The organism is Cryobacterium sp. Y11, from assembly GCF_002929535.1.
GTDB lineage: Bacteria > Actinomycetota > Actinomycetes > Actinomycetales > Microbacteriaceae > Cryobacterium.
Genome location: NZ_PJJO01000055.1, coordinates 48,040 through 71,529 on the forward strand (window position 1 = coordinate 48,040; position 23,490 = coordinate 71,529).

The 23,490-nt window shown below is 60.3% G+C and carries 25 protein-coding genes; 8 read left to right on the forward strand and 17 right to left on the reverse strand.

The genetic code is table 11. The features are described 5' to 3' along the window. Position 1: 1 nt before the first annotated feature. The 8 genes from CXY75_RS08485 to CXY75_RS08520 are packed head-to-tail and all read right to left on the reverse strand — an operon-like array spanning position 2 to position 7,692. On the reverse strand, positions 2 to 1,126 hold the full coding sequence (locus CXY75_RS08485; RefSeq protein ID WP_104082401.1) for a DegT/DnrJ/EryC1/StrS aminotransferase family protein: 1,125 nt from the start codon (positions 1,124 to 1,126) through the stop codon (positions 2 to 4). After that, the gene (locus CXY75_RS08490; protein WP_104082402.1) at positions 1,116 to 1,754 is read right to left on the reverse strand and encodes an acetyltransferase; all 639 of its coding nucleotides are present in this window, start codon (positions 1,752 to 1,754) and stop codon (positions 1,116 to 1,118) included. Before CXY75_RS08490 ends, CXY75_RS08485 begins: the two co-directional genes overlap by 11 nt. Before the next feature lie 11 nt (positions 1,755 to 1,765). After that, entirely contained in the window at positions 1,766 to 2,893 is a 1,128-nt protein-coding gene (locus tag CXY75_RS08495) for a glycosyltransferase family A protein (RefSeq protein ID WP_104082403.1), read from the reverse strand. Then, the gene (locus CXY75_RS08500; protein ID WP_104082404.1) at positions 2,874 to 3,770 is read right to left on the reverse strand and encodes a glycosyltransferase family 2 protein; all 897 of its coding nucleotides are present in this window, start codon (positions 3,768 to 3,770) and stop codon (positions 2,874 to 2,876) included. Before CXY75_RS08500 ends, CXY75_RS08495 begins: the two co-directional genes overlap by 20 nt. Next, positions 3,763 to 4,857 carry an NAD(P)-dependent oxidoreductase gene (locus CXY75_RS08505; RefSeq protein ID WP_104082405.1) on the reverse strand — a complete coding sequence of 365 codons (1,095 nt, stop codon included), beginning with the start codon at positions 4,855 to 4,857 and terminating at the stop codon, positions 3,763 to 3,765. The genes CXY75_RS08500 and CXY75_RS08505 overlap by 8 nt, the downstream gene beginning before the upstream one ends. Continuing rightward, entirely contained in the window at positions 4,854 to 6,206 is a 1,353-nt protein-coding gene (locus tag CXY75_RS08510; protein ID WP_104082406.1) for an acyltransferase, read from the reverse strand. The genes CXY75_RS08505 and CXY75_RS08510 overlap by 4 nt, the downstream gene beginning before the upstream one ends. After that, a complete protein-coding gene (locus CXY75_RS08515; protein ID WP_104082407.1) occupies positions 6,113 to 6,859 on the reverse strand; it encodes an ABC transporter ATP-binding protein in 747 nt (248 codons plus the stop codon). The genes CXY75_RS08510 and CXY75_RS08515 overlap by 94 nt, the downstream gene beginning before the upstream one ends. After that, a complete protein-coding gene (locus tag CXY75_RS08520; RefSeq protein ID WP_104082408.1) occupies positions 6,856 to 7,692 on the reverse strand; it encodes an ABC transporter permease in 837 nt (278 codons plus the stop codon). The genes CXY75_RS08515 and CXY75_RS08520 overlap by 4 nt, the downstream gene beginning before the upstream one ends. Before the next feature lie 70 nt (positions 7,693 to 7,762). Here CXY75_RS08520 and CXY75_RS08525 point away from each other — a divergent pair, with 70 nt between their 5' ends. Continuing rightward, a complete protein-coding gene (locus tag CXY75_RS08525) occupies positions 7,763 to 8,650 on the forward strand; it encodes a glycosyltransferase family 2 protein (protein WP_104082409.1) in 888 nt (295 codons plus the stop codon). Between the two features lie 87 nt (positions 8,651 to 8,737). Here the strand turns inward: CXY75_RS08525 and CXY75_RS08530 are convergent, their stop codons facing one another. The 3 genes from CXY75_RS08530 to CXY75_RS08540 all read right to left on the reverse strand — a co-directional run bounded on the left by CXY75_RS08530 (position 8,738) and on the right by CXY75_RS08540 (position 11,560). Next, the gene (locus CXY75_RS08530) at positions 8,738 to 9,961 is read right to left on the reverse strand and encodes a hypothetical protein (RefSeq protein ID WP_146069422.1); all 1,224 of its coding nucleotides are present in this window, start codon (positions 9,959 to 9,961) and stop codon (positions 8,738 to 8,740) included. A 121-nt stretch (positions 9,962 to 10,082) separates the two neighbouring features. Further along, positions 10,083 to 10,946: a glucose-1-phosphate thymidylyltransferase RfbA gene (rfbA, locus tag CXY75_RS08535; protein ID WP_104082411.1), complete on the reverse strand. Its 864-nt coding sequence runs from the start codon at positions 10,944 to 10,946 to the stop codon at positions 10,083 to 10,085. Positions 10,947 to 10,951: 5 nt separating this feature from the next. Next, complete coding sequence (locus CXY75_RS08540; RefSeq protein WP_104082412.1) at positions 10,952 to 11,560, reverse strand: dTDP-4-dehydrorhamnose 3,5-epimerase family protein; 609 nt, start codon at positions 11,558 to 11,560, stop codon at positions 10,952 to 10,954. 73 nt (positions 11,561 to 11,633) lie between these two features. Between CXY75_RS08540 and rfbB the strand changes: the two genes are divergently transcribed. From rfbB to CXY75_RS08560, 4 genes are read left to right on the forward strand one after another with little or no spacing between them, the layout of a single operon-like run. Continuing rightward, entirely contained in the window at positions 11,634 to 12,620 is a 987-nt protein-coding gene (gene rfbB / locus CXY75_RS08545) for a dTDP-glucose 4,6-dehydratase (protein WP_104082413.1), read from the forward strand. A 1-nt stretch (position 12,621) separates the two neighbouring features. Then, positions 12,622 to 13,476: a dTDP-4-dehydrorhamnose reductase gene (gene rfbD, locus CXY75_RS08550; RefSeq protein WP_104082414.1), complete on the forward strand. Its 855-nt coding sequence runs from the start codon at positions 12,622 to 12,624 to the stop codon at positions 13,474 to 13,476. Beyond that, a complete protein-coding gene (locus tag CXY75_RS08555) occupies positions 13,473 to 14,615 on the forward strand; it encodes a glycosyltransferase family 1 protein (RefSeq protein ID WP_104082415.1) in 1,143 nt (380 codons plus the stop codon). Before rfbD ends, CXY75_RS08555 begins: the two co-directional genes overlap by 4 nt. Positions 14,616 to 14,618: 3 nt before the next feature. Beyond that, entirely contained in the window at positions 14,619 to 15,026 is a 408-nt protein-coding gene (locus tag CXY75_RS08560) for a GtrA family protein (protein WP_104082416.1), read from the forward strand. Positions 15,027 to 15,168: 142 nt separating this feature from the next. Here CXY75_RS08560 and CXY75_RS08565 read toward each other — a convergent pair whose 3' ends face one another. The 4 genes from CXY75_RS08565 to CXY75_RS08580 form a co-directional block, all read right to left on the reverse strand. After that, the gene (locus CXY75_RS08565; RefSeq protein ID WP_146069423.1) at positions 15,169 to 15,552 is read right to left on the reverse strand and encodes a hypothetical protein; all 384 of its coding nucleotides are present in this window, start codon (positions 15,550 to 15,552) and stop codon (positions 15,169 to 15,171) included. Positions 15,553 to 16,227: 675 nt separating this feature from the next. Continuing rightward, the gene (locus CXY75_RS08570; RefSeq protein WP_233201812.1) at positions 16,228 to 17,595 is read right to left on the reverse strand and encodes an LCP family protein; all 1,368 of its coding nucleotides are present in this window, start codon (positions 17,593 to 17,595) and stop codon (positions 16,228 to 16,230) included. Next, positions 17,592 to 18,059 (reverse strand): 5-(carboxyamino)imidazole ribonucleotide mutase, encoded by a 468-nt coding sequence (gene purE, locus CXY75_RS08575; RefSeq protein WP_104082547.1) that lies wholly within the window; start codon positions 18,057 to 18,059, stop codon positions 17,592 to 17,594. The genes CXY75_RS08570 and purE overlap by 4 nt, the downstream gene beginning before the upstream one ends. 86 nt (positions 18,060 to 18,145) lie before the next feature. Next, the gene (locus CXY75_RS08580) at positions 18,146 to 19,282 is read right to left on the reverse strand and encodes a 5-(carboxyamino)imidazole ribonucleotide synthase (RefSeq protein ID WP_104082418.1); all 1,137 of its coding nucleotides are present in this window, start codon (positions 19,280 to 19,282) and stop codon (positions 18,146 to 18,148) included. Between the two features lie 130 nt (positions 19,283 to 19,412). Between CXY75_RS08580 and CXY75_RS08585 the strand changes: the two genes are divergently transcribed. After that, the gene (locus tag CXY75_RS08585) at positions 19,413 to 19,937 is read left to right on the forward strand and encodes a GtrA family protein (RefSeq protein WP_104082419.1); all 525 of its coding nucleotides are present in this window, start codon (positions 19,413 to 19,415) and stop codon (positions 19,935 to 19,937) included. Here CXY75_RS08585 and CXY75_RS08590 read toward each other — a convergent pair. Further along, on the reverse strand, positions 19,914 to 20,474 hold the full coding sequence (locus tag CXY75_RS08590; RefSeq protein WP_233201813.1) for a PH domain-containing protein: 561 nt from the start codon (positions 20,472 to 20,474) through the stop codon (positions 19,914 to 19,916). The genes CXY75_RS08585 and CXY75_RS08590 overlap by 24 nt on opposite strands. Before the next feature lie 8 nt (positions 20,475 to 20,482). Next, positions 20,483 to 21,307 carry a biotin--[acetyl-CoA-carboxylase] ligase gene (locus CXY75_RS08595; RefSeq protein WP_104082420.1) on the reverse strand — a complete coding sequence of 275 codons (825 nt, stop codon included), beginning with the start codon at positions 21,305 to 21,307 and terminating at the stop codon, positions 20,483 to 20,485. Between the two features lie 213 nt (positions 21,308 to 21,520). Here CXY75_RS08595 and CXY75_RS08600 point away from each other — a divergent pair, with 213 nt between their 5' ends. Both CXY75_RS08600 and CXY75_RS08605 read left to right on the forward strand, forming a co-directional pair. Next, entirely contained in the window at positions 21,521 to 23,128 is a 1,608-nt protein-coding gene (locus tag CXY75_RS08600) for an acyl-CoA carboxylase subunit beta (protein ID WP_104082421.1), read from the forward strand. Next, complete coding sequence (locus CXY75_RS08605; protein WP_104082422.1) at positions 23,128 to 23,361, forward strand: acyl-CoA carboxylase epsilon subunit; 234 nt, start codon at positions 23,128 to 23,130, stop codon at positions 23,359 to 23,361. Before CXY75_RS08600 ends, CXY75_RS08605 begins: the two co-directional genes overlap by 1 nt. Positions 23,362 to 23,490 lie beyond the last annotated feature (129 nt).

Consider the following 23,490-nt stretch of genomic DNA (forward strand, 5'->3'; position numbering starts at 1 on the left):
CTTAATGCATCTTCCCTGTTAGTGCAGTGATGATCGACTGGACGGCATGGGGGCGCATGGACTGATGCAAGGGAATTGAGAGTATGGTGCTGGTCACTTTGAGAGTGTGCGTCAGATCATCCATGCGCGGAGCGCTCGAAAAGTATGGTTGCACGTGCACTGCGGGCGCGTAATACGCGCGCGCTTCGATCCCGTCCCGCTCAAGGCGAGCCAAGGCAGCCTCTCGCAACTCATGGTTCGGCAGCACAGCGGATGCAAAGCACAAGGAAGATTCGGCCATTCCTGGAGGAAACCGAAACACGTCAGAGGGAAGCTCCGCTTCGAATTTTCGAAAAGTGCGCCTGCGATCTCTAAGTGCAGCATCAAATTTATCGAGCTGTCGTAGGCCGATTGACGCGCTGATCTCCTGTAACTTTCCGTTTAGTCCGAGCATAGAGGCGCCCTGTCCAGCACTAAAACCAAAGTTGGTAAATGCGCGAAGCTCCTGCGCAAATGACTCATCTCGGCAGACGACCGCACCGCCTTCGCCAATCGCGAACGGCTTTGTTGCATGGAACGAAAAGACTTCGCAGGTTCCTGCGCTGCCGACCATGCTGCCATCGGCATACGTGGATCCGAAACCCGCGGCTGAATCGATTATTAGGGGAAGATTCTCAACCTTCGCTAGCGTCTCCCATTCCCGGATCGCAGGGTTACCGATACCAAAAGTGTTGCACAGCAGAATCCCGCCGATACGCGTCCCGTATTTTGTGATCGCTCCACGCGCCGCTTCAAGAGACGGCTGCAAAGACTCTGGATCGATATCTATGAATAGTGGCTCAAGTCCTGCCCAACGGATCGCCGCGGGACCCGCCGCAAATGTGAACGACGGCACGATGACGAATCGCCGCTCGTGCGACGTGGGCCTTATGAAAACCCGCATGGCGGCCATGAGCCCGAGGGTCGCGCTCGCGAAGGTCACCGCGTGCAATCCCTGCCCAACATAGTTACCAATACCGGTCGCGAACTGCCGCTCTTTTGGACCGAAATTTGTGAACCAATTCGCGGCGATTATCTCTTTAACGTCCGAGGTAATCTCTTCCGCAGACGGGAGAACCGGACGAATGAATGGAACGTCATATTTCATGTAGCCATCCGTCTATTGTTCGAACGTATCGCGCCGGAACTCCGACATAAACTCCCCCGGGAACAGTATCTTGCATGAGCACCGCTCCTGCCCCCAGAACGGTGCCCTCAGCAACCTGCAGTCCATGAGAAACAACAGCACCAATGCCGAGAAAACTACCCGCGCCAATTCGACAGTTTCCAGCTATTCGTACACCGGGTGAGATTGTGACAAAGGATGCCACATCGCAGTCGTGGCTCACCGAAGCGGAAACGTTCACAAGCACGTGTTGATGAATGGTTGTTGCGGCGGTGACGACGCTGCCAGGAGCAATGACACTGCCCAGCCCGATGCCGGCGCTGGCAGCGACCCATGCCTCGGGAGCGATAACGGTACCGTACGTCTTACCTCCCCAAGCATCCACCACCAGGCGTCGCGCACCTGGGGCGCCAACCGCGGCGATGACCGGACGATCAAGATAGCTTCGAATAGTCGTATTAATGTCGATAATGTCACCCCTCCCTGGTATTAAATACTTCGAAGAAACAGCATAGAATTCGATTTCGCGAGGGGTGAATTCGGAGACTTCCCGAGCCTGTCCCCCATTCCCGAGTAGTCCGAACGCGCCTCCCTGCTCGCGCTGCAGCATTCCACCCACTCCTACGTGCGCCTGAGCAGTCGCCGGATTCTGCGCTTTGTATACCCCGCGACCCTCAACGCACCTCGAACCGGCCGACTGTACCGCCAAGCTCGACTTTGTAGCAGTGCCCCGAGCTGCTCATGGGCGCCGCGCAACGTCATAGCGTGCCGGATGAAGGGGGCAAATCCTCCCGGCATAATGAGAACAGAATCATTGATTCTTTGCACGACCTTCGCCTCCGACCACGCCCACGAGTCCCGTGAATGGTCGGTATACGAAGATTGCCCCCCCTTCCACTTTCGATAGATGGCGGTCAATACATCGACGTTTTCAACCCCCAACAGCAGCGAGCCCCGCAGTATCATGTCCCAGTCTTCGCAGACGGTCAGTTCTTCATCGAACTCAAATCCAAACTTCCGGAACAAGGTGCTCGGAAACGCCCACGACATAAACGGTGAGTAGTTCATCCCCAAATGGGCGATCTGGTCAAATTCGCGCGGGTAGTCAGCTTTTGGCCATGAAATCGTTCGGAAACCGATTTGATCTTGCGGCCACAATTCTGGGGTCACGGCTTGGTTGGCCGCCAGCGCTCTCAACATCCGACCGCTGCTCCTTTGAGAGGCCGTCCTAAATGCTTCCACCCAATTAGCGAATAACAAATCGTCATCATCAAAAACGGCGACGTAGCGCCCCGTCGCAGCGTGTATACCTGCATTTAATGGTTTGGCCCGATTGCCGCCACGCACCTCGAGTCGGGAGATACGGTCCGCCATCCAGATTGGCTGCTCCGCGATGGCGTTCCTGACGACTTCAGCGCCCTCCAGGTCGGCGTCATGATCGATCACAATGATTTCAAAATCCTGATCGGTTTGCGCAGCCAGACACAGGAGGGCGTCCTTGAGCGGCTCCGGCCGTTTCCCTTGGGTCCTGAGCAGAACAGTCAGAAAAGGGGCGTCCCGGTCTTCCGCAGAGATCAGGCCGCGCACGGAATCGAGGGCGTATCGCAAGTCAGGATCCAGGTGCGGGCCGCTCATCAGCTCGCCTAAGAGCGTATCTATCGTTGAAGTGTGCACGTTATGGTCCGATGAAGACGTTAAACCGTCAGCCCCGAGCTGAACCTTCAACTGTTCAGAACCGGTGGACAGCATAGTTATCTCCAATGAATTGACCTACCTTGTGTTCAGCGTCAAGAGGGGTCGGAAGCGTTCCGAGTTTTCTTTTGCGCTCAAAAGCCGCCACTGCCTTCAGCACGGAAGTGGATCCTTCAGATCGGAACTGGGCTAGAAGCCTCGTCACGATTTCAGGGCGAGAATACTTGTGTGCCATGAACAAGGCTGCCTCGGCAGAGTAATACACCTCTGCCCCACTTGCCGGCCAATCGCCCGTCTGGGTGAGGCGCTTGTCATGAAAGACGCGCGCAGCCGGCTCATAGACCACTCGATATCCGGCGAGACGCAGGCGCCAGGAATAGTCGACATCGTCGCAGTAGAGGAAGAAAGTATCTGAATCAAAGCCTCCGACGGCATCGAAGGCAGCACGCGTCGTGAGCGCGCACGCGGTTGACGCCCAACTCGTATCACCGGAATAGGCCACAAAGTCTTTTGGGTGCTCTAACGGAATCTGTCGCGCTTCAGCAATACCAACACCGTCATCTAAAGCGCAAGCGAGAACGCTGAGCGTCCCCGGCCCCGCGATGGCGTCCGGGTTCAGAATGAGGATGAGCTCAGAGAACTCTTTTGAGGCCAAAGCATTGTGCCCAGCAGCCGACCCCAGATTGGCACCGAAAGAATGTAGTTCGAATTGGCCACCCTCGGCGCCTACCGTCGACGCAATCTCGTCCATGTGCAATACATTTAGCACCGGGGTCGGACTGCAATCACCGAGAAGTAATTTCCACTCGCCGATGAGCCCCCGAGACCGCGCCCACTTCACCGAGTTTGCAACCGCCTGTGCTGCCCGAACAATTTCGTGAGCATCATTTCCGAAAAGCACTGATTGAACGACGAGCGTCTGTTCGCTACTCATTGGGAATGCCTTCCGCGGTGAGCAGCTCCTGATTAATCCAGACCTGAAGAGCTGCCAGTCCCCGCTGAACATCCCATTGTGGAGTCCATCCAAGCACTCGCCGTGAATCGTCGATGTTGCAAGCAGCGAAGCGCACATCGCCGTCTCGAAAAGCAGAGCTGACGTGGGGTTGCGGTGCCTCGTAATAATCGGCAATTGTGCGAGCAAGCTGCTCAATCGTTGTGGCTACGCCCGACCCAATGTCAAGGATCGGCAATGGGTCGATTTCAGTTCGCGTGACCACTGCTGCGAAGGCCTCGGCGACGTCTTCGATGTAGACGAGGTCTCTGGTGATCTGGCCGTCTTCGTACAACGGAATCGATTTCCCCCCGCGTGCCCACTGAGAAAACAGGGAGACTATGCCCGTGTAGGAATTAATAAGTGACTGACCCGGGCCATACACGTTCTGCAGGCGCAAAATGGAGATGCGCACATCGTGCGCAGCTCCCCAGGCCAGGAGGATATTCTCCTGCGCCAGTTTTGTGGATCCGTACACGCTCGTCGGCGCTGGAACAGTTTCGCTCGCCCGGCTTGGCAGGGCTGTCGCGCCGGGGAAGTCCCATTGGCCCGTCTCAAATTGGGAGTGTGTTCGTTGACCCGGCTGGAAAATCGTGTCATCAGCACGGATCCATCGCCCTTCGCCATACACCGCACGGCTGCTACTCAACACGATATGGGCAGGTTGGTGTCCACTTCGTCCAAACGCATCTAACATCTGCGTTGTACCGACCACGTTAACCTGCGCATGACGGCTCGCCTCATACAGGGATTGGGCCGTTCCGGTTTCAGCAGCCAGATGGATGACTACGTCTGGCTGCACCGATTCCAGGAGTTCGTCCCAGACGCGTGGATCGGTCACGTCCCCGACGTGCAATTCCGCAGACTCGTGGAGTCGTTCGGGTCTCTTGCCCTCGGCGTGTACCTGAGGATGCAGCGAGTCAAGAACGACCCAGCGATCAAACGAGCCAGCGAGCTTCTGAGAAATTTCACAACCGATGAAGCCAGCTCCTCCGGTGACCAGAATCGTTGAATTACTAGATACCGTCACTTGGTTATGTCCTTTGTGTTGAGGGAGAGCGCCTTGGAGGGCACATTCGAGTTGACCGCAAATCGAGCCAGTTTTCGCGACGCAAATCTGGTCTGGAGCAGACTCTTCCAGTAATTCCAGCCCTTGCCGGGGCCCCAGTCCTTGATGGACATCGCGCGTTTCTCGATCACGTGCCAGCTAAGCCAGGCGCAGACGAAAGTGATCACGAGCGCCGTGAGGGAATACAGAAAATAGCCCCACTTCTGCACGCCGACGTAGGCGAGCACCTGCTGGACAAGAAAACCGTAGACGTACACCCCGTAGGAATAGTCATTTTTTGCGCCAATCCAATGCAGACGCGCCGGCAGCCTTGCGGCGAGATACAAAACGAAATACGCACCCGCAATCACACCGACAGTATTGAAACCGCCATAGCGCAGCGACACGACCGTGATTAATCCGGCTAATATTCCAAGCCGATCATCAAACGGCACGACCTTCGAATACACCGCGAGTGTAGATCCGACTAGGAAAGTGAAAGTCAGAGCCACCAGCTGTGAGTCGGCCAGGAAGGGCGCGATAGCGCCCAGCATTGCGGGGTTTGAGAGACTGATGACCTGAAGCAGGAAGAACCCCAGTGTCAACATTGGAATGACGATCTTCGCGCGATTCATGATGCCGAATGCGACACAAACCCCAATGATCAGATAGCACCACCACTCATAGATCAGCGTCCATATGGAACCATTAAAAACGGATCCACCGACGCTTTCACCGTAGGGCGTCGTATCGGCAAAAATATCGTAAATGCCATAGGTACCGATGTTCAACGTCCAGTTGCGACTGAGATAGCCGAGCGGACCGTCAGGGGCACGGCTGATGTAGTCCGACAGTGTTCCCCCAGCGGTAACCCACACGATGGGCGCCACGATGAGGGCCGTGACAAGTAAAACTCCCCAATACGCGGGGAAGATCCGCAGGACCCGACGCCACATGAATTGCAGAATGTCGCTCGACACACCGCTTTTGGCAATCAGGTACCCGCTGATCGCGAAAAACCCGCCGACGGCGATCGTCCCGAGAGATGCCTGCCCCCTTGTCAGCAACCAAAATGGATCCCGACCGTCCCCGCCGAGCGGAAAAGCGTGGTCGAAAATGACAAGTGACGCCAAAATAAGCCGGAGGAGGCCGAGGGAATTACGATGTCCTCCGAGCGCTTCAGCAATTGTCACCTGGGCGTCTTCCCCTCGAGTCGGCGTGGCGCCGAGAGCGCTGGTCACAATCCCTCGCCCTGATTGAGTGAGTTCAAATACGCTTGGATTGTAGGTTCGGCCTCGCCAACGGCCACTAATTCCCCATGGCTCAGCCACGCCGCGTGATCACACATTTCCCGCACCGCTGCCATGGCGTGACTCACGAGAATTACTGTTTTGCCATCTTTCTTAAAATCAACGAATTTCTGGCTGCACTTTTCTTGGAACTCTGCATCTCCAACGGCCAGGACTTCATCGACAACGAGGATATCGGGGTTGACGTTGATTGCGATGGAAAACCCCAGACGAACATACATGCCTGAGGAGTAGTTCTTCACCGGCTGGTCGATGAATTGCTCAACACCAGAGAAATCGACGATCTCATCGAATTTTCGAGTGACTTCTTTCTTGGTCATACCAAGAATTGAACCGTTGAGGAATATGTTTTCACGACCGGATAATTCCGGGTGGAATCCGGAACCGACTTCAAGTAGAGCAGCGATCTTTCCATTGTACGAAATCGAACCTTTCTCCGGGTAATAGATCTTGGCGAGGCATTTGAGTAACGTCGATTTTCCCGACCCGTTACTACCGATAAGACCAAAAGTCGAACCGGTCGGCACCTCGAAATTCACATCCTTCAACGCCCAGAAGTCCTCATGAACGGAGCGCCGACCCCTCATGATGGCTGATTTAAGCGACTGATTGCGCTCGTGATAAAGACGAAATTTTTTGCTGACGTGGTCGACGCGGACTGCGATTTCACTCATAGCGCTTCGGCCAACTTCTTCTCGTTGCGTCTAAACACTGCTATTCCAATGACGAATGCGCCCAGAGCCCATATCGCACACAGTAATAGATCTGTCGGGTCGGGCCATCTGTTGTCATAGAGCAATTGTCGAAAAACAGCAACGAATCGCTCTAGCGGATTCAGCCGGTAGATGTCCAGAAGCGTAATGGATGTCCCGAAGAGCCCACCGTACGCAACGGATTGATCCTCAACGAGGCTGATGGGATAAATGATCGGCGTCAGATACATCCAGATCTGAAGGACGATCGACACAAAATACTGAGTGTCCCTGAAATGCACATTCGCCACAGCGAGCATCAGCGCGAGGCCACCGGCGAACAAGGCCAGGAGGAACATGGCGACAACGGTCAGCAGGAGCCACGGCCAGACAAAGGCTCCACACAACACGAGAACGACAACAAGCACGCCCATTTCAAAGAGCCAGTTGTAACCCACCGAACCGACCTTTGACAGCGGCAGGACGATTCGTGGGAAATAGACCTTTTGAACGAGACCGGCATTGGCAATGACCGACCCCATCCCCTGCGTGACGACCGTAGCAAAGAAGGTCCACGGCAGCAGACCACAAAGCAGCCAGACGGCAAAAATGTCCAGACCGCTGGGGTCACCAGCTGGTGGACTCACTCGAAGAATGAATCTAAACACGATGGTGTAAACCAGCATCGAGGCGAGCGGATTCGCCAACGACCACAGCTGTCCGAAGATGGTGCGCTTGTACTGACCTCGAATCTCACGCAGGGTGAGATTGGCCAGGAGCTCTCGGGAATCGAGAACTTCCTTTAGGTATCGCATGTAGCCTCACTGATTAGCTGGCCAGGTTGGCCGCAAGTCAATCTAGCCTAGAACTATGATGGAAAGTCGTATGGCCACCGCACCGAAGTCACGCTCAAACCACGCAAACGTCGCTGTGGTGACCGTCAGTTACGGGTCTGAAGAAGTCTTGGGCGATTTCTTGCAGTCCCTGTCACTCGCGTCGACTCGCCCCTTGCAGGTCATCGTCGCTGATAACAAGGCGGTTCCCGCATCCCCAGATGTGGCTCGAATTTCCCGTCTCGCCGGAGCCGAATATCTCCCGCTCAAGTCCAATCGCGGCTACGGGCATGCCGTTAACGCGGCGGTACAGGGTCTCGCCAACGACATCGAATGGGTACTCGTCAGTAACCCCGACATCGTTGCGTCGCCTGGGGCAATAGATATGCTCGTCGAGCACATTGCCGCCGATCCCTCAATCGGAGCGATTGGCCCGCGAATACTGACATCGAGCGGTGAGGTATACCCCTCCGCACGAGGAATACCCTCGTTGCGAACGGGCATCGGGCATGGGCTTTTTGCGAATCTGTGGCCTACGAATCCGTGGACCCGACGGTACTTGAAAGCTGACGGCAGCGACCTGAAACAGCGTGATGCAGGCTGGCTTTCCGGCGCTTTCCTGTTGGTACGACGATCAGTTCTGGATGAACTGGATGGTTTCGATGAGGGTTACTTCATGTATTTCGAAGACGTTGATCTCGGCTACCGGATGGGTAAACGAGGGCTTCGCAATGTGTACGAACCCGCAGCAGTTGTGACCCACTCGGGCGCTCACTCGACCCAGGGCGAGAGTTCCCGGATGCTTCGAGCACATCATGTCAGTGCCAAGCGATTCCTCTTCAAAAAGTACGCTGGTTGGCAGTTCTGGCCCCTCAGGGTGGTCCTGGCTCTCGGCCTGAATTTTCGTTCTTGGCGCGCAGCGCGGCACCCAATTCCCTAGGCGCAGCGTCCCAACCGGTCCAGCCAGCGTCCGCTCGCCGGGGGATTAAGTGATGTGTACCAGTGCTGCGTGCAGTGGTCATCAGGACTACCCCGTTGTAATCTCCCAGGAACCGTTCGTGGATACTTGAACGATTGCGGGTGAGCCCATAGGAACGCGACCCCAATAATCGCCGATCTCATTAACGATTGGGGCCCAATCTGACCCAAAGCCCCGGTTCTGGTCGGACGCCCAGATTATGAAATTTGCGGAACCATGGTGGGAAAGCGCGGCCACACTACCCCCTCGGTCGAAGATGACAACATCGTCACCGATTCCTGAGGCCTGGTTGGAAACATGGCGGGCTGAGGAGATGTCAAGAACGCGCATAGTCCAATTACCTCTGGCCTGAACGGCGATTTGAGTGTAAACAATCGGGTCCAAATCATAGAATCCGACGATCACCCGGCCCTTCGGGTAGGCACCGATTTCATTGATCAGTAGATCTCGATCTCCTGCATCGCTAAGGGCCCAAAGAATGACATTGTCAACACAGTCAGAACAGGAGAACTCGACAAACTGAGACATCGACGTCGCGTTGATTGCAATGACGTCGTCTGTCGTTCCTCGAACAGAAGTCGCGGCAAGCCACATGGTGATCCACACGGGCCCCGGCGCTGACACCACAGTTTCGACCGGAGCGGGATAGTCGTATCCTGCCGGAACGCTCTGGGCCGTAGAGCAGTACGTGCCGGGCTTGAGCGAAATCCCAAAGCCCCCAGACGACCATCGGCTGGTTGCCGTCGTGTTCTGCCACACACCGCCGCCCGGAGCAGCACACGGACCCTCCTGAATAAGAGCCGACAGCCCATTGACTCCGTTACCACCGGCATCCTTAGCAACGAGCGCACCAGAAACCGGCCCCGGCAGCCAGACCGTGAACCAGTTGCCCGGTCCCTCCTTCATCTCTACAAGAGAGGTGGCCGGCACAGCGTATAGCGACGGAACGGCGAGGGTTAAAATGCAGTACTGCCCTGCGGCCAGCCCGATTCCGAAGGCGCCATACGCGGCAGGTGCACTGCCCGTTATCGTACGCCACACGGCGGGCCCGGAACAGTTCCCCTGTCGAATCTCAACGGTGGTGCCTGGCACCAGTTCTGAACTCGGACCCTTCACTGACACTGCGCCCGTACCGATCTGAGCAGCGAAAGCACCCGAAGAGGCGCTCCAGCCGAGGGCCACGGACAGCAGACCAACAATCATTAGCCCAACGACAACACGCAAGCCATTGCGTTTATTGCGCGGGCAAGCGTTCAAAACAGCGCCATTCATCGGACCATGTCTCCCCAGAAATAGGCCCTATGTCACGATCAAAGGCGCTGAACCCGACCTTTGCATGAGAAAGCTTGTCTTGTCAAGGTATGGGTTGCTGAGCGCCCCTACCTGGTTGCCATCAGACAGCGAGCAGCCCGAGAAGAAAGCGTCCGTAGCCACTTTTTTGCAAGGGCTTGGCAAGACTTTCGAGTTGCGCGTCCGTGATCCAGCCGGCTCTCCAGGCGATCTCCTCAATGCATCCCACCTTGAAACCCTGACGGTCTTCGATGACGCGCACATATTCGGACGCCTGCATCATCGATTCGAACGTGCCAGTATCTAACCAGGCGGTGCCACGGTCGAGAATCTGCACGTGCAATGCGCCCTGCTCCAGGTACCGTTCATTGATCGTGCTGATTTCGAGCTCCCCACGGGCGCTCGGCTCGATGGTCTTGGCAATCTCCACGACGGAATTGTCGTAAAAGTAGAGGCCAGGCACCGCATAGTTACTTCTTGGCTTGGACGGCTTTTCTTCGATTGAGATCGCCGTCATGGTTTCGTCAAACTCCACCACGCCGTAAGACGTGGGGTTGCTCACGTGATACGCGAAAATTCGAGCTCCTTGGATGTCAGCGTTGCCTCTCAACGCCGAACCGAGGCCCGCACCGTGGAAGATATTGTCGCCGAGCACCAGGGCAACGCTGTCTTCTCCGATGAATTCTTCGCCGATAATGAATGCTTGGGCCAAGCCGTCCGGGGAAGCCTGCACCGCATACTCGATGCTGATACCCAAGTCAGAACCGTCCCCGAGAAGCGCGCGAAACTGGTCGTTGTACTCCGGCGTGGTGATGATGAGAATCTCTTTGATGTCCGCCATCATCAGCGTCGACAAGGGGTAGTAGATCATTGGCTTGTCATAAATGGGCATGAGCTGCTTCGAGATGCCCTTGGTGATTGGCCACAGGCGTGTGCCCGAGCCGCCGGCGAGAATGATTCCGCGCATGGGTGTTAGTTCCTGTCGTTCAAAGAGGCGTAGTAGGCGCGGGCGGCGTTCCACGTGGGGAGCAAACCGGCGGCAGCTGCAGCTGCCAGAGTGAGGGCATCCGTGTCTTTCGGAGATAGCAGTAGCTCGCCAGCCTCGGGCGGGAACACCAGGGCGATCTCCTCGTCGAGGGGACTAATACCGTGTTCACGGCCGGGGCTGAAGGTGCTGTTGACGAGGTAGCTCACCGTCGCGTTCTCGGTCAGCGCGACGAAGCAGTGGCCGAGTCCTTCGGCGATATAGACCGCGCGACGGTCGGTATCGTCGAGCAGCACGCTGTCCCATTGGCCGAACGTGGGCGAACCCACCCGAATGTCGATGATGTAGTCGAGGACGGCACCGTGGACGGCTGTGACGTACTTGGCCTGGCTGGGCGGGACATCCGCAAAATGGATGCCGCGCACCGAACCGCGCTTCGACACCGAAGTATTGGCCTGCGCGAGGTCAAGCTTGTGCCCCACCTTCTCTTCGAGCTTGTCGAATCGATACCACTCGAGGAACACTCCCCGGTCGTCACCAAACTGCTTCGGGGTGATTTCAAATGAATCAGGAATAGAGAGTTCTCGAATCTGCACGAGCGGCAGTCTACCAATCCGGGTCCGGTAGAATCGCGGAGGCCATTGAAGCGAACGGAACGGTTACTCCTATATGAAGATCCTCGTCACCGGCGGCGCCGGTTTTATCGGCTCCAACTTTGTTCGACGCACGATTCAAGACAAGTACCCGGGCCTGGAAGGTGCCGAGGTGGTTGTACTCGACGCGTTGACTTACTCGGGCAACCTCGAAAACCTCGCCCCGATCGCCGACTCGCCGCGATACTCCTTTGAGCATGGCGACATTCGCGACGGCAAGCTGCTCGATACGCTGTTTCCCGGCCTCGATGCCGTTGTGCATTTTGCCGCGGAATCCCACGTGGACCGCTCGGTGATGGACTCAACGATCTTCGTCGAAACCAACGTACTCGGCACCCAGCAGCTGCTCGACGCCGCGCTCCGCCACAATCTGGCCAGGTTCGTGCACGTCTCCACCGACGAGGTCTACGGTTCGATCGCTGAGGGCTCCTGGAACGAGGAGCGGGCGCTTGAGCCCAACTCCCCGTACTCTGCGTCAAAGGCTGGCAGCGACTTGCTCGCCCGAAGCTACCACCGTACCCACGGCCTCAATGTGTCCATCACGCGTTGCTCGAACAACTACGGACCGTACCACTTTCCCGAAAAGGTCATTCCGCTGTTCGTCAGCAATCTGATCGACGACCGGCACGTTCCCCTTTATGGCGAGGGCAACAACATTCGTGACTGGCTGCACGTTGACGACCACACCCGCGCCATCGCCATGGTGCTCGTCGGCGGCCGCGCTGGTGAGATCTACAACATTGGCGGCGGCACCGAGCTGACCAACAAAGAGCTCACCCAGTTACTGCTGGACTCAACCGGAAAGGACTGGTCGTATGTTGACCGCGTCGCCGACCGGCTCGGGCACGACCTTCGCTACTCGGTGGACATCTCAAAGATTCAGGCCGAACTCGGCTACGCACCCGAGGTTCCATTTGAACAGGGCCTGGCCGACGTAGTGCAGTGGTACCGTGACAACCGCCAGTGGTGGGAACCGCTCAAAGCACGAGCGGCGCTGAACTAGCATGACCCGTTATCTGATCACCGGCGCCACCGGCATGCTGGGGTTCGACCTGCAAACGGCGTTGGCCGGGCGCGAGATGACGGCTCTCAGCCGGCGCGACCTCGACGTGACCAACCTTGACGCGGTTACGGCCGCGGTCGCCGGACACGACATTATTATCAACTGTGCCGCGTACACCAAGGTCGACGACGCTGAAACGAACGAAGACGAGGCCTACGCCGTGAACGCGGTGGGGGCGCGGAATCTGGCGGTGGCGGCATCCGCTATAGGAGCGAAGCTCGTGCAGATCTCGACTGATTACGTCTTTGACGGCAGTGCGACGACACCATACGCCGAGAACACGCCGCACAGCCCGATCTCGGCCTATGGCCGCACCAAGGCGGCCGGCGAGGAGTTCGTACTCGACGAGAACGGCGCACGCAGCTTTATCGTGCGCACGGCCTGGCTCTACGGCAGGAATGGCCCGAACTTCGCCAAGACCATGCTCAAAGCCGCTGGCACGCGCGACACATTGAACGTCGTCAACGACCAGGTCGGCCAGCCCACCTGGACGGTGGACCTGGCCGCGCAGATCGTGTCACTGCTCGACTCCGACGCCGCCGCCGGCATTTACCACGGCACGAACTCGGGCGCCGCTTCGAAGTTCGACCAGGCCCGCGACGTGTTCGCCCTGGCCGGGCTCGACCCGGAACGCGTGCTACCAACCGACAGCTCGGCCTTTGTACTTCCGGCGCCGCGGCCCGCTTATTCGGTGCTCGGTCACGCCAACTGGGCTACTGCCGGGCTCGAGCCGATACGCAGCTGGCAAGACGCCCAGGCTGCCGCCTACGCCGCTGGGGTCTTCGAGACCCCATGATCACTCTGCGGGTAATCGTCGACCAGATGGTCGCCCCTGTTCCGGGCGGTGTCGGACGGTATACCGACGAGCTCACCCGAGCGTTGATCACGAGTGCTCCAGCCGACTGCGACGTTGAGGGCATTGTCTCGTCGTCGCCACCGGCACAGTACGAACTTATCGAGGCGGCACTGCCCGGGCTGGCGAACTTGCGCAAGACATCGCTGGCCCGCCGTGAACTCGCTGCGGCCTGGGCGCTCGGCGTGACCGCGTCGTCGGGGACCGGCCTGATTCACGCGCCCGGACTGCTCGCTCCGCTGCGCCGCCACGATCGGGCCGTGGACGGCACGCAAATTGCGGTGACGCTGCATGACGTGCTCGCGTGGACGCATCCGTCGTCGCTGACGCCGGCCACGGTGGCCTGGACCAAGGGCATGCTCAAGCGCGCCCGCAAGCACGCCGACGCCATTGTCGTACCGAGCCACGCCGTCGCGACTCAGCTGACTCAGATTATGGATCTGGGCGACCGGGTGCGCGTGATCGGCGGCGCCGTGGGCCGGGGGCTCGTGCTGCCCGCCATTCCTCTCGTGGAAGAGCGCATGCAGGCACTCAAGCTGCCGGCGCAATACATTCTGACCTCCGGGTCGCTCGATCCGCGCAAGGCCGTCACTGCGCTGATTACTGCGCTGGGGTTGCCGGGGGCACCAGACCTGCCACTGATCGTGCTCGGTCCGGACACCTGGGGCGAGCTCGACCTGGCTTCGGTCGCCGATGAAGCAGGGCTCGCGCCGGGGCGCGTGCGCGCGTTGTCGGGGCTGAGCGACTCGGACCTGGCCGTGGTGATTGCCCGGGCGAGCGTGTTTGTGTATCCGAGCCTGGAAGAAGGCTTTGCGCTGCCGATCATCGAGGCGTTCCACCTCGGCACGCCGGTCGTGCACTCCGACGCTCCCGCGTTGCTGGAAGCAGCCGGAGACGCCGGCGTTGTGGTCGAGCGTTCGAATGCCAAGGAATACCCGGCACGACTCGCTGACGCAGTGAACAGGGTGCTCGGCGACAGCGTGCTGCGAAACCGCATGAGCATCTTCGGCGGTGACCGGGCGCGGGCGTTCAGCTGGCGGGACTCGGCCGAGCGCGTGTGGCAGCTGCACGCGGACCTGTAACCCATGGTGAGCTTTCTGCAAGACCAGCGCGTTCGATTTCTCGCAGTCGGCGGGACGAATACGGCCGTCGGGTATCTGGTCTTTTCGGCCTTCACACTGTGGGTTTTCACGGATGTCTATCTCGGCTACCTGCTGAGCCTCGCCCTTTCGTACGTGGTTGGCATCACCCTCGCCTTCGTGCTGTACCGACGATTCGTGTTTGTGGTCCGCGGTCACGTGCGGCGGGACTTAGCCCGATTCGTGAGCGTGTATCTGGTGGCGATCGCTATCAATACTGCCGCGCTGCCGCTGCTGGTTGAGGTGGCGTTGGTGCCGCCGCTGATCGCCCAGTTGATCATCCTCGCTGTCACGACGCTGCTGAGCTTCTTCGGGCACAAGAAGTTCTCGTTTCGGCGTAGTACGACCGAGTAACTATTTCCAAGCGCGCAAGTCTGAGAAGCCCTGCACGTCGATAAGGACGTCGCGCGGCGGCGCCGACACTGCAACCATCCCGGACGGACTGCCGCCTAGTCTGATGCGGGGCCTGCTTGACTGACGGCCCCGAACTTCTCCGTCACTGCAGAGCGACCACAGACGACAGCATGCCGGAGGAGCCAACGTAGTAGGTGGCCCCATCCCTGTTCACCAAAGCCGGGTAGGCATCGCCGGCGCGCTCGCCCTGGATCGTGCCGGCGACCGGATCATCGGACTGGACATACCCGGTGGCCAGGAGCTCCGTGCGCAGCGCCGTCCAGGTCGCATCGTCCATGTCCGCAAGCCCAAGCCATGCCACAATGTCGTAGCCGTCGGCCCAGTAGCAACTCAGCCCGCCCTGTTCCACCAGGAGCGCCATGATCGGGTCCGGTCCGCTGGGAAGTTCTGTGAGGAGTGGATAGTTCGCTCTGGCGAAGGCGGCAGTGGCCTTTTCGGTGATCACGTTCACGCAGGTCGCCTGCACGGCTGCAGCTTCCGTGGCGCGCGGCGAGGGCTGCGCCGATACCGAGACGGACGGGGACGCCGACGGAGATGCCGATGTGCTTGCGGCGGAATCAACGGCGGGCGCGCAACCGGTCAGGAGTAAACCGAGTGCAAGAAATGGAACTAACCGATGGAACTCAACTGCTTTCTGAAACGCCGACATTGGCCACCCCTTGTCTAGTCGTTGACGCCTAGCCTAGTCCACCGGCAACACGATAAAGTGCTGGTCGATCGCCATTTTGTCGTATGCTCGGAGCGCCCGCCTCCAGACGCTCGATACTGTTTCACTCGCAACCGTTCTCAACATCGATGATGCTGTCGCAGCTTACTGGGCACGACTGCGGCAGAAACTTCGCGAGAAGGGACGGCGACTCAACTGCACTCGCCAATTCACTCCCCGTTCTTACTCAGGCCGCTGACTTCCTTTTACTTGTGGATCTGGGTGGACCGGAGGTCGTTGTCGTCTGAGCGCGGTTACTCGGGTCCGCGGGTCCGCGGGTCGGCGGGTGCACCATTTGACGTAGGTGCCAGCATCCGCTTCGCGATTGGCGTCTAAATTGGGCGGGTTGCTGTGCCGGAATTGCGGTCTCGACCAGCGGAGGTGAAGGCGTTTCGCAGACACCGGCGCGGTAGTACCGGGTCGGAACGCGGCGGGCTATTGGGCGGGGGTGGCGGTGGGCGCGGGGGCCAGTGCCGCGGCGACCATGGACTGGATGGCGGCGTAGTCGGGGTTTTCGGGATCGATACCGTTGTCGGGAATCATCGGCACCGAGATGACGGGGAGCTCCTTGGTCTTGGCAGCGAGGTTCACGAAGTAGCCGAGCATGCCCTGGGGCACATCGGTCTTCACCACGCGGGCACCGGCGGCGGCCACACCCTGAAACTTGGTGAGCACGTTGGCCGGGCTGGCCTGCGCGAGCAGGGCCTCCTGCAGCTGCGTCTGACGCTGCATGCGGTCGTAGTCGCTCGTGCCGTGGCGGGAGCGGGCGAACCAGAGGGCGTGGTAGCCATCCATGTGCTGCGTTCCCGGCTCGAACCAGAACAAAACATCAGTCCAGGTGTCGTCGGTGTGCACCGGGACCCGGTTCTGCACGTCAATGTCGACGCCGCCGAGGGCATCGATGAGTTCGGAGAATCCCTGCATATCGATGAGGACGAAGTACTGAATGGTGAGTCCGGTGATGCCTTGGGCCGCCTCGAGCGTTGCCTGAATACCGGGGGAACTGCCCTCTGCCACCGCGTTCGGGTAGTACTCCGGGCGTTTCAGCTCAGCCTCGGTGAAAATGGCGTTGAGCATGCAGCGACCCGACACGTCGCATCCGTTGATGGAACCGTAGCCCTCGGGGTAGAGGGCGCCGAGCGAGGACCCGGCCGAGAAGGGCACGTCCTCGAGGTTGCGAGGCAGGCTGATGGTCGTGGCCTGGCCGGTTGAGGCGTCGATGCTGACCACCGAGATGCTGTCGGGGCGGAGGCCATCGCGGTCGGCGCCGGCGTCACCGCCAAGCAGCAGAATGTTGTAACGACCGTCGACCGGCGGTTCGCTCGGGCCGGCCACAAAGACGGAGGAGAGGAATCCGCTCGCGGAGGTGGCGACGAAGGCGCCGTAGCCTGCGGTGCCACAGACCACGACCATGAGCGCTGCGGAGAACGCGGCGATGATCGGGCGGGCACCGGGCGCGGCGCGGCCCAAATTGATCAGGCCGACGGTATTGACGGTGAGCACGAGCCAGGTGAGCGCGTAGAACGCGAGCACCGCGGCGACGGCCCACAGGCCGATTGTGCTGGTGAACACGGTGAGCACGGCCTCGGGCCAGAGCAGGTAGAGGGCGCCGACGATGATTGCAGCGGTGACCAGGGTGAGCGACGCGCGAAGACCGAATCGGCCGAGGCGGCGATTGCCGGCGAGCACCTGGGCCGAACCGGGAAGCACGAAATTGAGTACGACAAGCCACCAGGCACGCGTCGTCATAATGCGCGTGGAGCCGGAATTCGGGTGCCGGATCGGGTCTGTCACACTACTCATAATCGGGTTTGGAGGTTCCTGTTCTTCTGCTCGACCAGGTCGGCGAGCGCTGTGGAATAGTCTTCGAGCTTCACACGCAACGCGTCGTCGCTCGTGGCGAGAATCTTGATCGCGATCAGCGCGGCGTTCTTCGCCCCGCCGATCGACACGGTCGCGACCGGCACGCCGGCCGGCATCTGCACGATCGACAGCAGCGAGTCGAGCCCGTCGAGCAGCCCGAGCGGAACGGGCACCCCGACAACGGGCAGCGTTGTCATGGCGGCCAGCATACCCGGCAAGTGCGCAGCTCCCCCGGCTCCGGCAATGATCACCTTGAGGCCGCGGGCCTGCGCGCTGCGACCGTAGGAAAGCATCTTCTCGGGGGTGCGGTGCGCCGAAACGACCTGCACCTCGTGGGCCACACCAAAGTCCGTGAGGGTCTGCACGGCAGCGCTCATGATGGTGAAGTCAGAGTCGCTGCCCATGACCACGCCGACGATGGGCGCGGGTTCGCTGTTCGTGGGCACAGCGGAAGGCTCGATGTTGTCTGGCACGCAGATGATCCTATTGCTCAAGACTGAAAGATTTGTGCAGTGGCGCGCGCCTGATACGCAACTTCGTCAAGATCGCTGCCGCCCGCGGTGACGTGGCCGACTTTGCGACCGGGCCGTGACGCCTTGCCATAGTTGTGCACTTTCACGAGCGGATGCTCCGCAAGCGCGCTCGCATAACGGTCACCGAGTGAGCCTGACGCCGGTCCACCAAAAATGTTCACCATGACCGTCCACGGGTCTCTGGCTCCGGTCGCGCCGAGCGGCAGATCAAGCACTGCACGCAGGTGCTGCTCGAATTGGCTCGTCGTTGACCCCTCGATCGACCAGTGGCCGCTGTTGTGCGGGCGCATCGCCAGCTCGTTAATGAGAAGTCGCTCATCCGTTGTTTGAAAGAGTTCAACGGCGAGCACCCCCGTGACACCGATGCCCTCGGCCACCGCCACGGCAATGTCGGTGGCAACGTCGGCGAGGCGCCCGGCGGACTGCGGCGCCGGAGCGATGACCTCGGCGCAGACGCCATCTTTCTGCACGGTCTCCACGACCGGCCAGACCGCGATCTCACCGCTCGGGCGACGAGCGACGACCTGGGCCAGCTCGCGGCTGAAGTGCACGAGCTCTTCGACTAGCAGGGCTCCGCCGTTGCCGTCTTCGGCGAGCGCGGCAAACCAGTCGTCAACGTCGTGCTCGTGGTTGACCACCCGCACGCCCTTGCCGTCATAGCCACCGCGAGCGGTTTTCACGACGGCGCGGCCGCCGTGAGCTTGCAGAAATTCGGCGAGACCGGCAGCATCCGTTATGCGCGCCCAGTCGGGCACCGGCAGACCCAGTTCGGCGAGTTTTTCGCGCATGAGCAGTTTGTCTTGCGCGTAGAGCAGGGCGTCGGGGCCGGGATGCACGGTGACGCCTTCGCGCACGAGCTCCCGCAGAATCTCCTGCGGCACGTGCTCATGGTCGAAGGTGATCACGTCGACGGTTTTCGCGAAGGCGAGCACGGTCGGCAAATCGCGGTAATCGCCAACGCTCACGGCCGCGAGGGCAGCGGACATACCGTCGGCTTCGGCGAGTACCCGAAGGTCGATGCCGAGGTTGACGGCCGCGGGAATCATCATGCGGGCCAGTTGGCCAGCGCCAATCACACCGACGGTCAAAGCCATCTGTTCACCATTTTCTATGCAAGCGTTCAGCTAAACGCGCGTTAATACTCAGCCCGGGAAATTCAGCAGGCCGTAGACTTCGAGACTCAATGCTTTCCTAGTGCCACTTTACCGAACGGCGGACGGACGCATGTCGATCACTGTGAAGCAGCGCCTGCGGGGCTTTCTGAGCCAGGGCCTCAAGTTCGGCGCCGTCGGCGCGCTCGGCTTCGTGGTGGACTTCACCGTCTTTAACCTGCTGCGCACCACTGTGCTCGACTCGGCCGATGTGCATGCCGGCCCGATCTACGCGAAGATCATCTCCACCGTGCTGGCGATTGTGGTGAACTGGCTCGGCAACCGGTACTGGACCTTCAGCAAGAATCGTCAAGATCACACCGTGCGCGAGGGGCTTGAATTTCTTGCCGTCAGCCTGGCGGGCATGGGTATCGGCATTGCCTGCCTGTGGTTCAGCCACTATGTTCTCGGCTACACAAGCATTCTCGCGGACAATATCTCGGGCAACGTCGTTGGACTTTTTTTGGGAGCGATCTTTCGCTTCACGCTATACCGATACTGGGTGTTCGCGCCGAGCCGGAGCGGAGCACCGGTATCCGTGGTTGACGCGGTGACCAGCGTGCAGACGGGCGCGCTAGCGGCGTCCCCAGAACGCTGACTCGTCGGACTGCGCCGACTGCTCCTGCCTTCTTGCGCCCATGACCGTGCTCGATTGTTCGATGAGGTCGTGCAGCGCGCTCTGCACCAGGTCGACGTTGGGCACGTCTTTCAAGATGAGCGGATGCTCCAGACCCGAGTTGATCAGCACCGTTCCTGAGTGGAACCCGGCCTGTAGCCAGTTCTGGCGCACGCTCACGTCGTAGCCGCGGCTGTGCAAGAGTTCTTGCCGGGTGCGCACGAAGAACCCGTGGCGAAAAATGATGCGGCGGGTAGTGATCGTGTACCGCTTGGTGAGCCAGGCGGCCAGCGGCAGCAGCCAGCCGAGCACGGCCAACACGATGGCGGCGGGCAGCACGGCTGCATTCTGCCAGGGCTCCGGCAGGTTGTCGGCGAAATAGCCGGTTGCGCCGGCCAGCGCGAAGAGCAGCAGGGTGGGCCAGAGCAGCACGCGGGCGTGCGGGCGCAAGCGGGCCACGACCTTTTCGGGCCGACTCTCGTGGGCGTAGCCGGAGGGTTCGGTCTCGTTCTTTTTCATTAGGTCCATTAATACCTCAGGTGGGTGACATCGCCGGCTGCGACAGACCGTTCTTCGCCATCGGCCTGGCTAGTGACGGTCAGTCGGCCCTGCGCGTCGATGCCCGTTGCGGTTCCGATCAGGTCGGTGCCGCCGGGGAGTTCGATCCGGACGTCGCTGCCGAGGGTGCCACAGAGTTGTGCGACTTCACCGTGCAGGCCGCTCTGCTGCGCGTCGCCGTTTGCTGTTACGAAAGCTGCATACAGCGTCGTGAGCTCGCGCAAGTAGGCGGCGAGCACGGCGTCGGGGTCTGGCGCGGTTCGGGTGACCAACAGCAACGAGGTGGAGGTGAGGGTGGGCAGATCATGCTCATCGAGGGACAGGTTGAGGCCGGCGCCAATGATGATGCCGGTCGCGTCGGGCAGGAGTTCGCACAAAATGCCGCACACCTTGTAGCCGTCGATGAGTACGTCGTTGGGCCATTTTAGGGTCGTATCGTGGCGGGGGTCTTCGGCCTCTTTCACGTCTTCGACCGGCTGCATGCTGGCCTCGACCACTTTTCGCACGGCGCGGGTCATGGCGGCGCCGGCCAGCAGGGGAAACCAGCCGAGGCTCGTCGGCGGGAGCTTCGGGCGAATCAGCACCGAGATGGCCAGGGCTTTGCCGGTCGGGGCCAACCAGACGCGGCCGAGCCGGCCACGCCCCTGAGTCTGGTTGTCGGTGACTACTACCGAGAGGTCTGGCCAGGCGGCGGCATCCGTTGTGGCGAGATCTTTGAGCACATCGTTGGTGGACGTAGCCTCGGCACGGTAGTCAAACCGGCTCACCTCGGTGCGGCTGAGCGAAAACTCCATGGTGGTGACCCTCTCGTGTGCGTAACTCCTGCAATTCTGTCGAATTTGGCCTCAAAACTCCTATTTCTGACGAATTCTGAACAAATTGCAGGAATTGTGCGCCGGTAGTTGGGGTGGCTGAGGGGCTGGGGAGGGCTGAGGAGACCAGTGTTGCGGGGCAAAGTTGTGAAACTTCGGCACGGGGAAGCGCCCGGGGCGTGCCGGTAGAGTGAAATGGTGACTGATAAGACGCCCGTTGCGGCACCCGACCTGTATACGACGGCGGGAAAACTCGCCGACCTCAAGCTGCGCTATCACGAGGCCGTGACCGCTAGCGGGGCTACCGCCACGCAAAAGCAGCACGCCAAGGGCAAGATGACCGCCCGCGAACGCGTCGATCTGCTGCTCGACCAGGGATCCTTCGTGGAGCTCGACGAGTTCGTGCGTCACCGCACCGTGGCCTTCGGCATGGAAAAGAAGCGGCCGTATGGCGACGCCGTCGTCACCGGCACCGGCACCATTCACGGTCGCCAAGTGGCGGTGTACTCGCAGGACTTCACCATCTTCGGCGGTTCGCTCGGCGAGGTGGCCGGCGAGAAGATCATCAAGGTAATGGACCTCGCCCTGAAGACCGGCGTGCCGATCATCGGCATTCTCGACTCCGGCGGAGCGCGCATTCAAGAGGGCGTTGTGGCCCTCGGTAAGTACGGCGAAATCTTTCGCCGCAACACGGCCGCTTCCGGTGTCATTCCGCAGATTTCAATTATCTGCGGCCCGGCCGCCGGTGGCGCCGTCTACTCCCCCGCGCTGACCGACTTCGTGATCATGGTCGACAAGACCAGCCAGATGTTCGTCACCGGCCCCGACGTGATCAAGACCGTCACCGGTGAAGACGTCGGCATGGAGGAGCTCGGCGGCGCCCTGACGCACAACAAGGTCTCCGGTGTGTCGCACTACCTCGCGAGTGACGAGCCGGACGCGCTCGACTTTGCCCGTGCCCTGCTGAGCTACCTGCCAGACAACAACCTGGCCGAGCTGCCCGTGTTCGACAGCGAGGTGGAGCTCGAAACAACGGATGCCGACCGCGCGCTGAACACGATCATCCCCGACTCGCCCAACCAGCCTTACGACGTGAAAACGGTCATCGAGCACATCGTTGACCACGGTGAGTTTCTCGAGACGCAGCCGCTGTACGCGCCGAACATCGTCGTCGGGTTCGCCCGGGTCGAGGGCCGTTCAATTGGGATCGTCGCCAATCAGCCCAACGCCATGGCCGGCACCCTGAACATCGAGGCCGGCGAGAAGGCGTCCCGCTTCGTGCGGTTCTGTGACGCGTTCTCGATCCCGATTCTGACGCTTGTCGACGTGCCCGGCTTTCTGCCCGGCACCGACCAGGAATGGACCGGCATCATCCGGCGCGGCGCGAAGCTGCTGTACGCCTACGCCGAAGCCACCGTGCCGCTGGTCACCGTCATTTTGCGCAAGGCCTACGGCGGCGCGTACATCGTGATGGGTTCCAAGCAGCTCGGCGCCGACACCAACCTGGCCTGGCCGACCGCCGAGATCGCCGTCATGGGCGGACAGGGCGCCGTGAACATTCTGTACCGCGCCGAGATCAAGGCGGCTGAGGAGGCCGGCGAGGACGTCGCCGCTGTTCGCACCCGCCTGGCCAACGAGTACACCTACAACGTGGCCAGCCCGTTTCTCGCCGCGGAACGTGGAGAGCTCGATGGCATCATCGAACCGGCGGCTACGCGCGTGTCGGTCATCAAAGCCCTGCGCGCCCTGCGCACCAAGCGAGCGACCCTGCCCGCCAAGAAGCACGGAAACATCCCGCTCTGATGCCATCGAAGCCCTCAGAATTTGATCCCGCGGAGCTCATCTTCGTTACCGCGCGCGTCAGCGACGTCGAGGTATCGGCGGTGACCGCCGTTATCCGTGGTCTGTTAGGGGAGGAATCCGACGAGCGTCGGGCGGCGCCTAAGCAGCACCGCAGCGCCTGGCAGCGTAACCAGCGCGCCATTCGTCAGCCGGTGTACCCCGGCGCCGGGCGCTGGCGCGGCTTCACCGGCTGACCCCGGTTTCCCCTTTCCCCCTCACGGACGGGGCCCGGGCCCCGTCCGTGTGAGGCGTGCATCCGCCGGTAGTCGTGTCCTCCTAAATGCCGACTGTGGCAATTTTGACGATGGTGCAGACTGGGGAGT

Excerpts from the sequence above, each read along its gene's own strand:
- CXY75_RS08485 (WP_104082401.1), bottom strand. The coding sequence starts at position 1,126 with ATGAAATATGACGTTCCATTCATTCGTCCGGTTCTCCCGTCTGCGGAA.
- CXY75_RS08490 (WP_104082402.1), bottom strand. The coding sequence starts at position 1,754 with ATGCTGCAGCGCGAGCAGGGAGGCGCGTTCGGACTACTCGGGAATGGG.
- CXY75_RS08495 (WP_104082403.1), bottom strand. The coding sequence starts at position 2,893 with ATGCTGTCCACCGGTTCTGAACAGTTGAAGGTTCAGCTCGGGGCTGAC.
- CXY75_RS08500 (WP_104082404.1), bottom strand. The coding sequence starts at position 3,770 with ATGAGTAGCGAACAGACGCTCGTCGTTCAATCAGTGCTTTTCGGAAAT.
- CXY75_RS08515 (WP_104082407.1), bottom strand. The coding sequence starts at position 6,859 with ATGAGTGAAATCGCAGTCCGCGTCGACCACGTCAGCAAAAAATTTCGT.
- CXY75_RS08520 (WP_104082408.1), bottom strand. The coding sequence starts at position 7,692 with ATGCGATACCTAAAGGAAGTTCTCGATTCCCGAGAGCTCCTGGCCAAT.
- CXY75_RS08525 (WP_104082409.1), top strand. The coding sequence starts at position 7,763 with ATGGCCACCGCACCGAAGTCACGCTCAAACCACGCAAACGTCGCTGTG.
- CXY75_RS08530 (WP_146069422.1), bottom strand. The coding sequence starts at position 9,961 with ATGAATGGCGCTGTTTTGAACGCTTGCCCGCGCAATAAACGCAATGGC.
- rfbA (WP_104082411.1), bottom strand. The coding sequence starts at position 10,946 with ATGCGCGGAATCATTCTCGCCGGCGGCTCGGGCACACGCCTGTGGCCA.
- rfbB (WP_104082413.1), top strand. The coding sequence starts at position 11,634 with ATGAAGATCCTCGTCACCGGCGGCGCCGGTTTTATCGGCTCCAACTTT.
- rfbD (WP_104082414.1), top strand. The coding sequence starts at position 12,622 with ATGACCCGTTATCTGATCACCGGCGCCACCGGCATGCTGGGGTTCGAC.
- CXY75_RS08555 (WP_104082415.1), top strand. The coding sequence starts at position 13,473 with ATGATCACTCTGCGGGTAATCGTCGACCAGATGGTCGCCCCTGTTCCG.
- CXY75_RS08560 (WP_104082416.1), top strand. The coding sequence starts at position 14,619 with ATGGTGAGCTTTCTGCAAGACCAGCGCGTTCGATTTCTCGCAGTCGGC.
- CXY75_RS08570 (WP_233201812.1), bottom strand. The coding sequence starts at position 17,595 with ATGAGTAGTGTGACAGACCCGATCCGGCACCCGAATTCCGGCTCCACG.
- purE (WP_104082547.1), bottom strand. The coding sequence starts at position 18,059 with ATGGGCAGCGACTCTGACTTCACCATCATGAGCGCTGCCGTGCAGACC.
- CXY75_RS08580 (WP_104082418.1), bottom strand. The coding sequence starts at position 19,282 with ATGGCTTTGACCGTCGGTGTGATTGGCGCTGGCCAACTGGCCCGCATG.
- CXY75_RS08585 (WP_104082419.1), top strand. The coding sequence starts at position 19,413 with ATGTCGATCACTGTGAAGCAGCGCCTGCGGGGCTTTCTGAGCCAGGGC.
- CXY75_RS08590 (WP_233201813.1), bottom strand. The coding sequence starts at position 20,474 with ATGAAAAAGAACGAGACCGAACCCTCCGGCTACGCCCACGAGAGTCGG.
- CXY75_RS08595 (WP_104082420.1), bottom strand. The coding sequence starts at position 21,307 with ATGGAGTTTTCGCTCAGCCGCACCGAGGTGAGCCGGTTTGACTACCGT.
- CXY75_RS08600 (WP_104082421.1), top strand. The coding sequence starts at position 21,521 with ATGGTGACTGATAAGACGCCCGTTGCGGCACCCGACCTGTATACGACG.
- CXY75_RS08605 (WP_104082422.1), top strand. The coding sequence starts at position 23,128 with ATGCCATCGAAGCCCTCAGAATTTGATCCCGCGGAGCTCATCTTCGTT.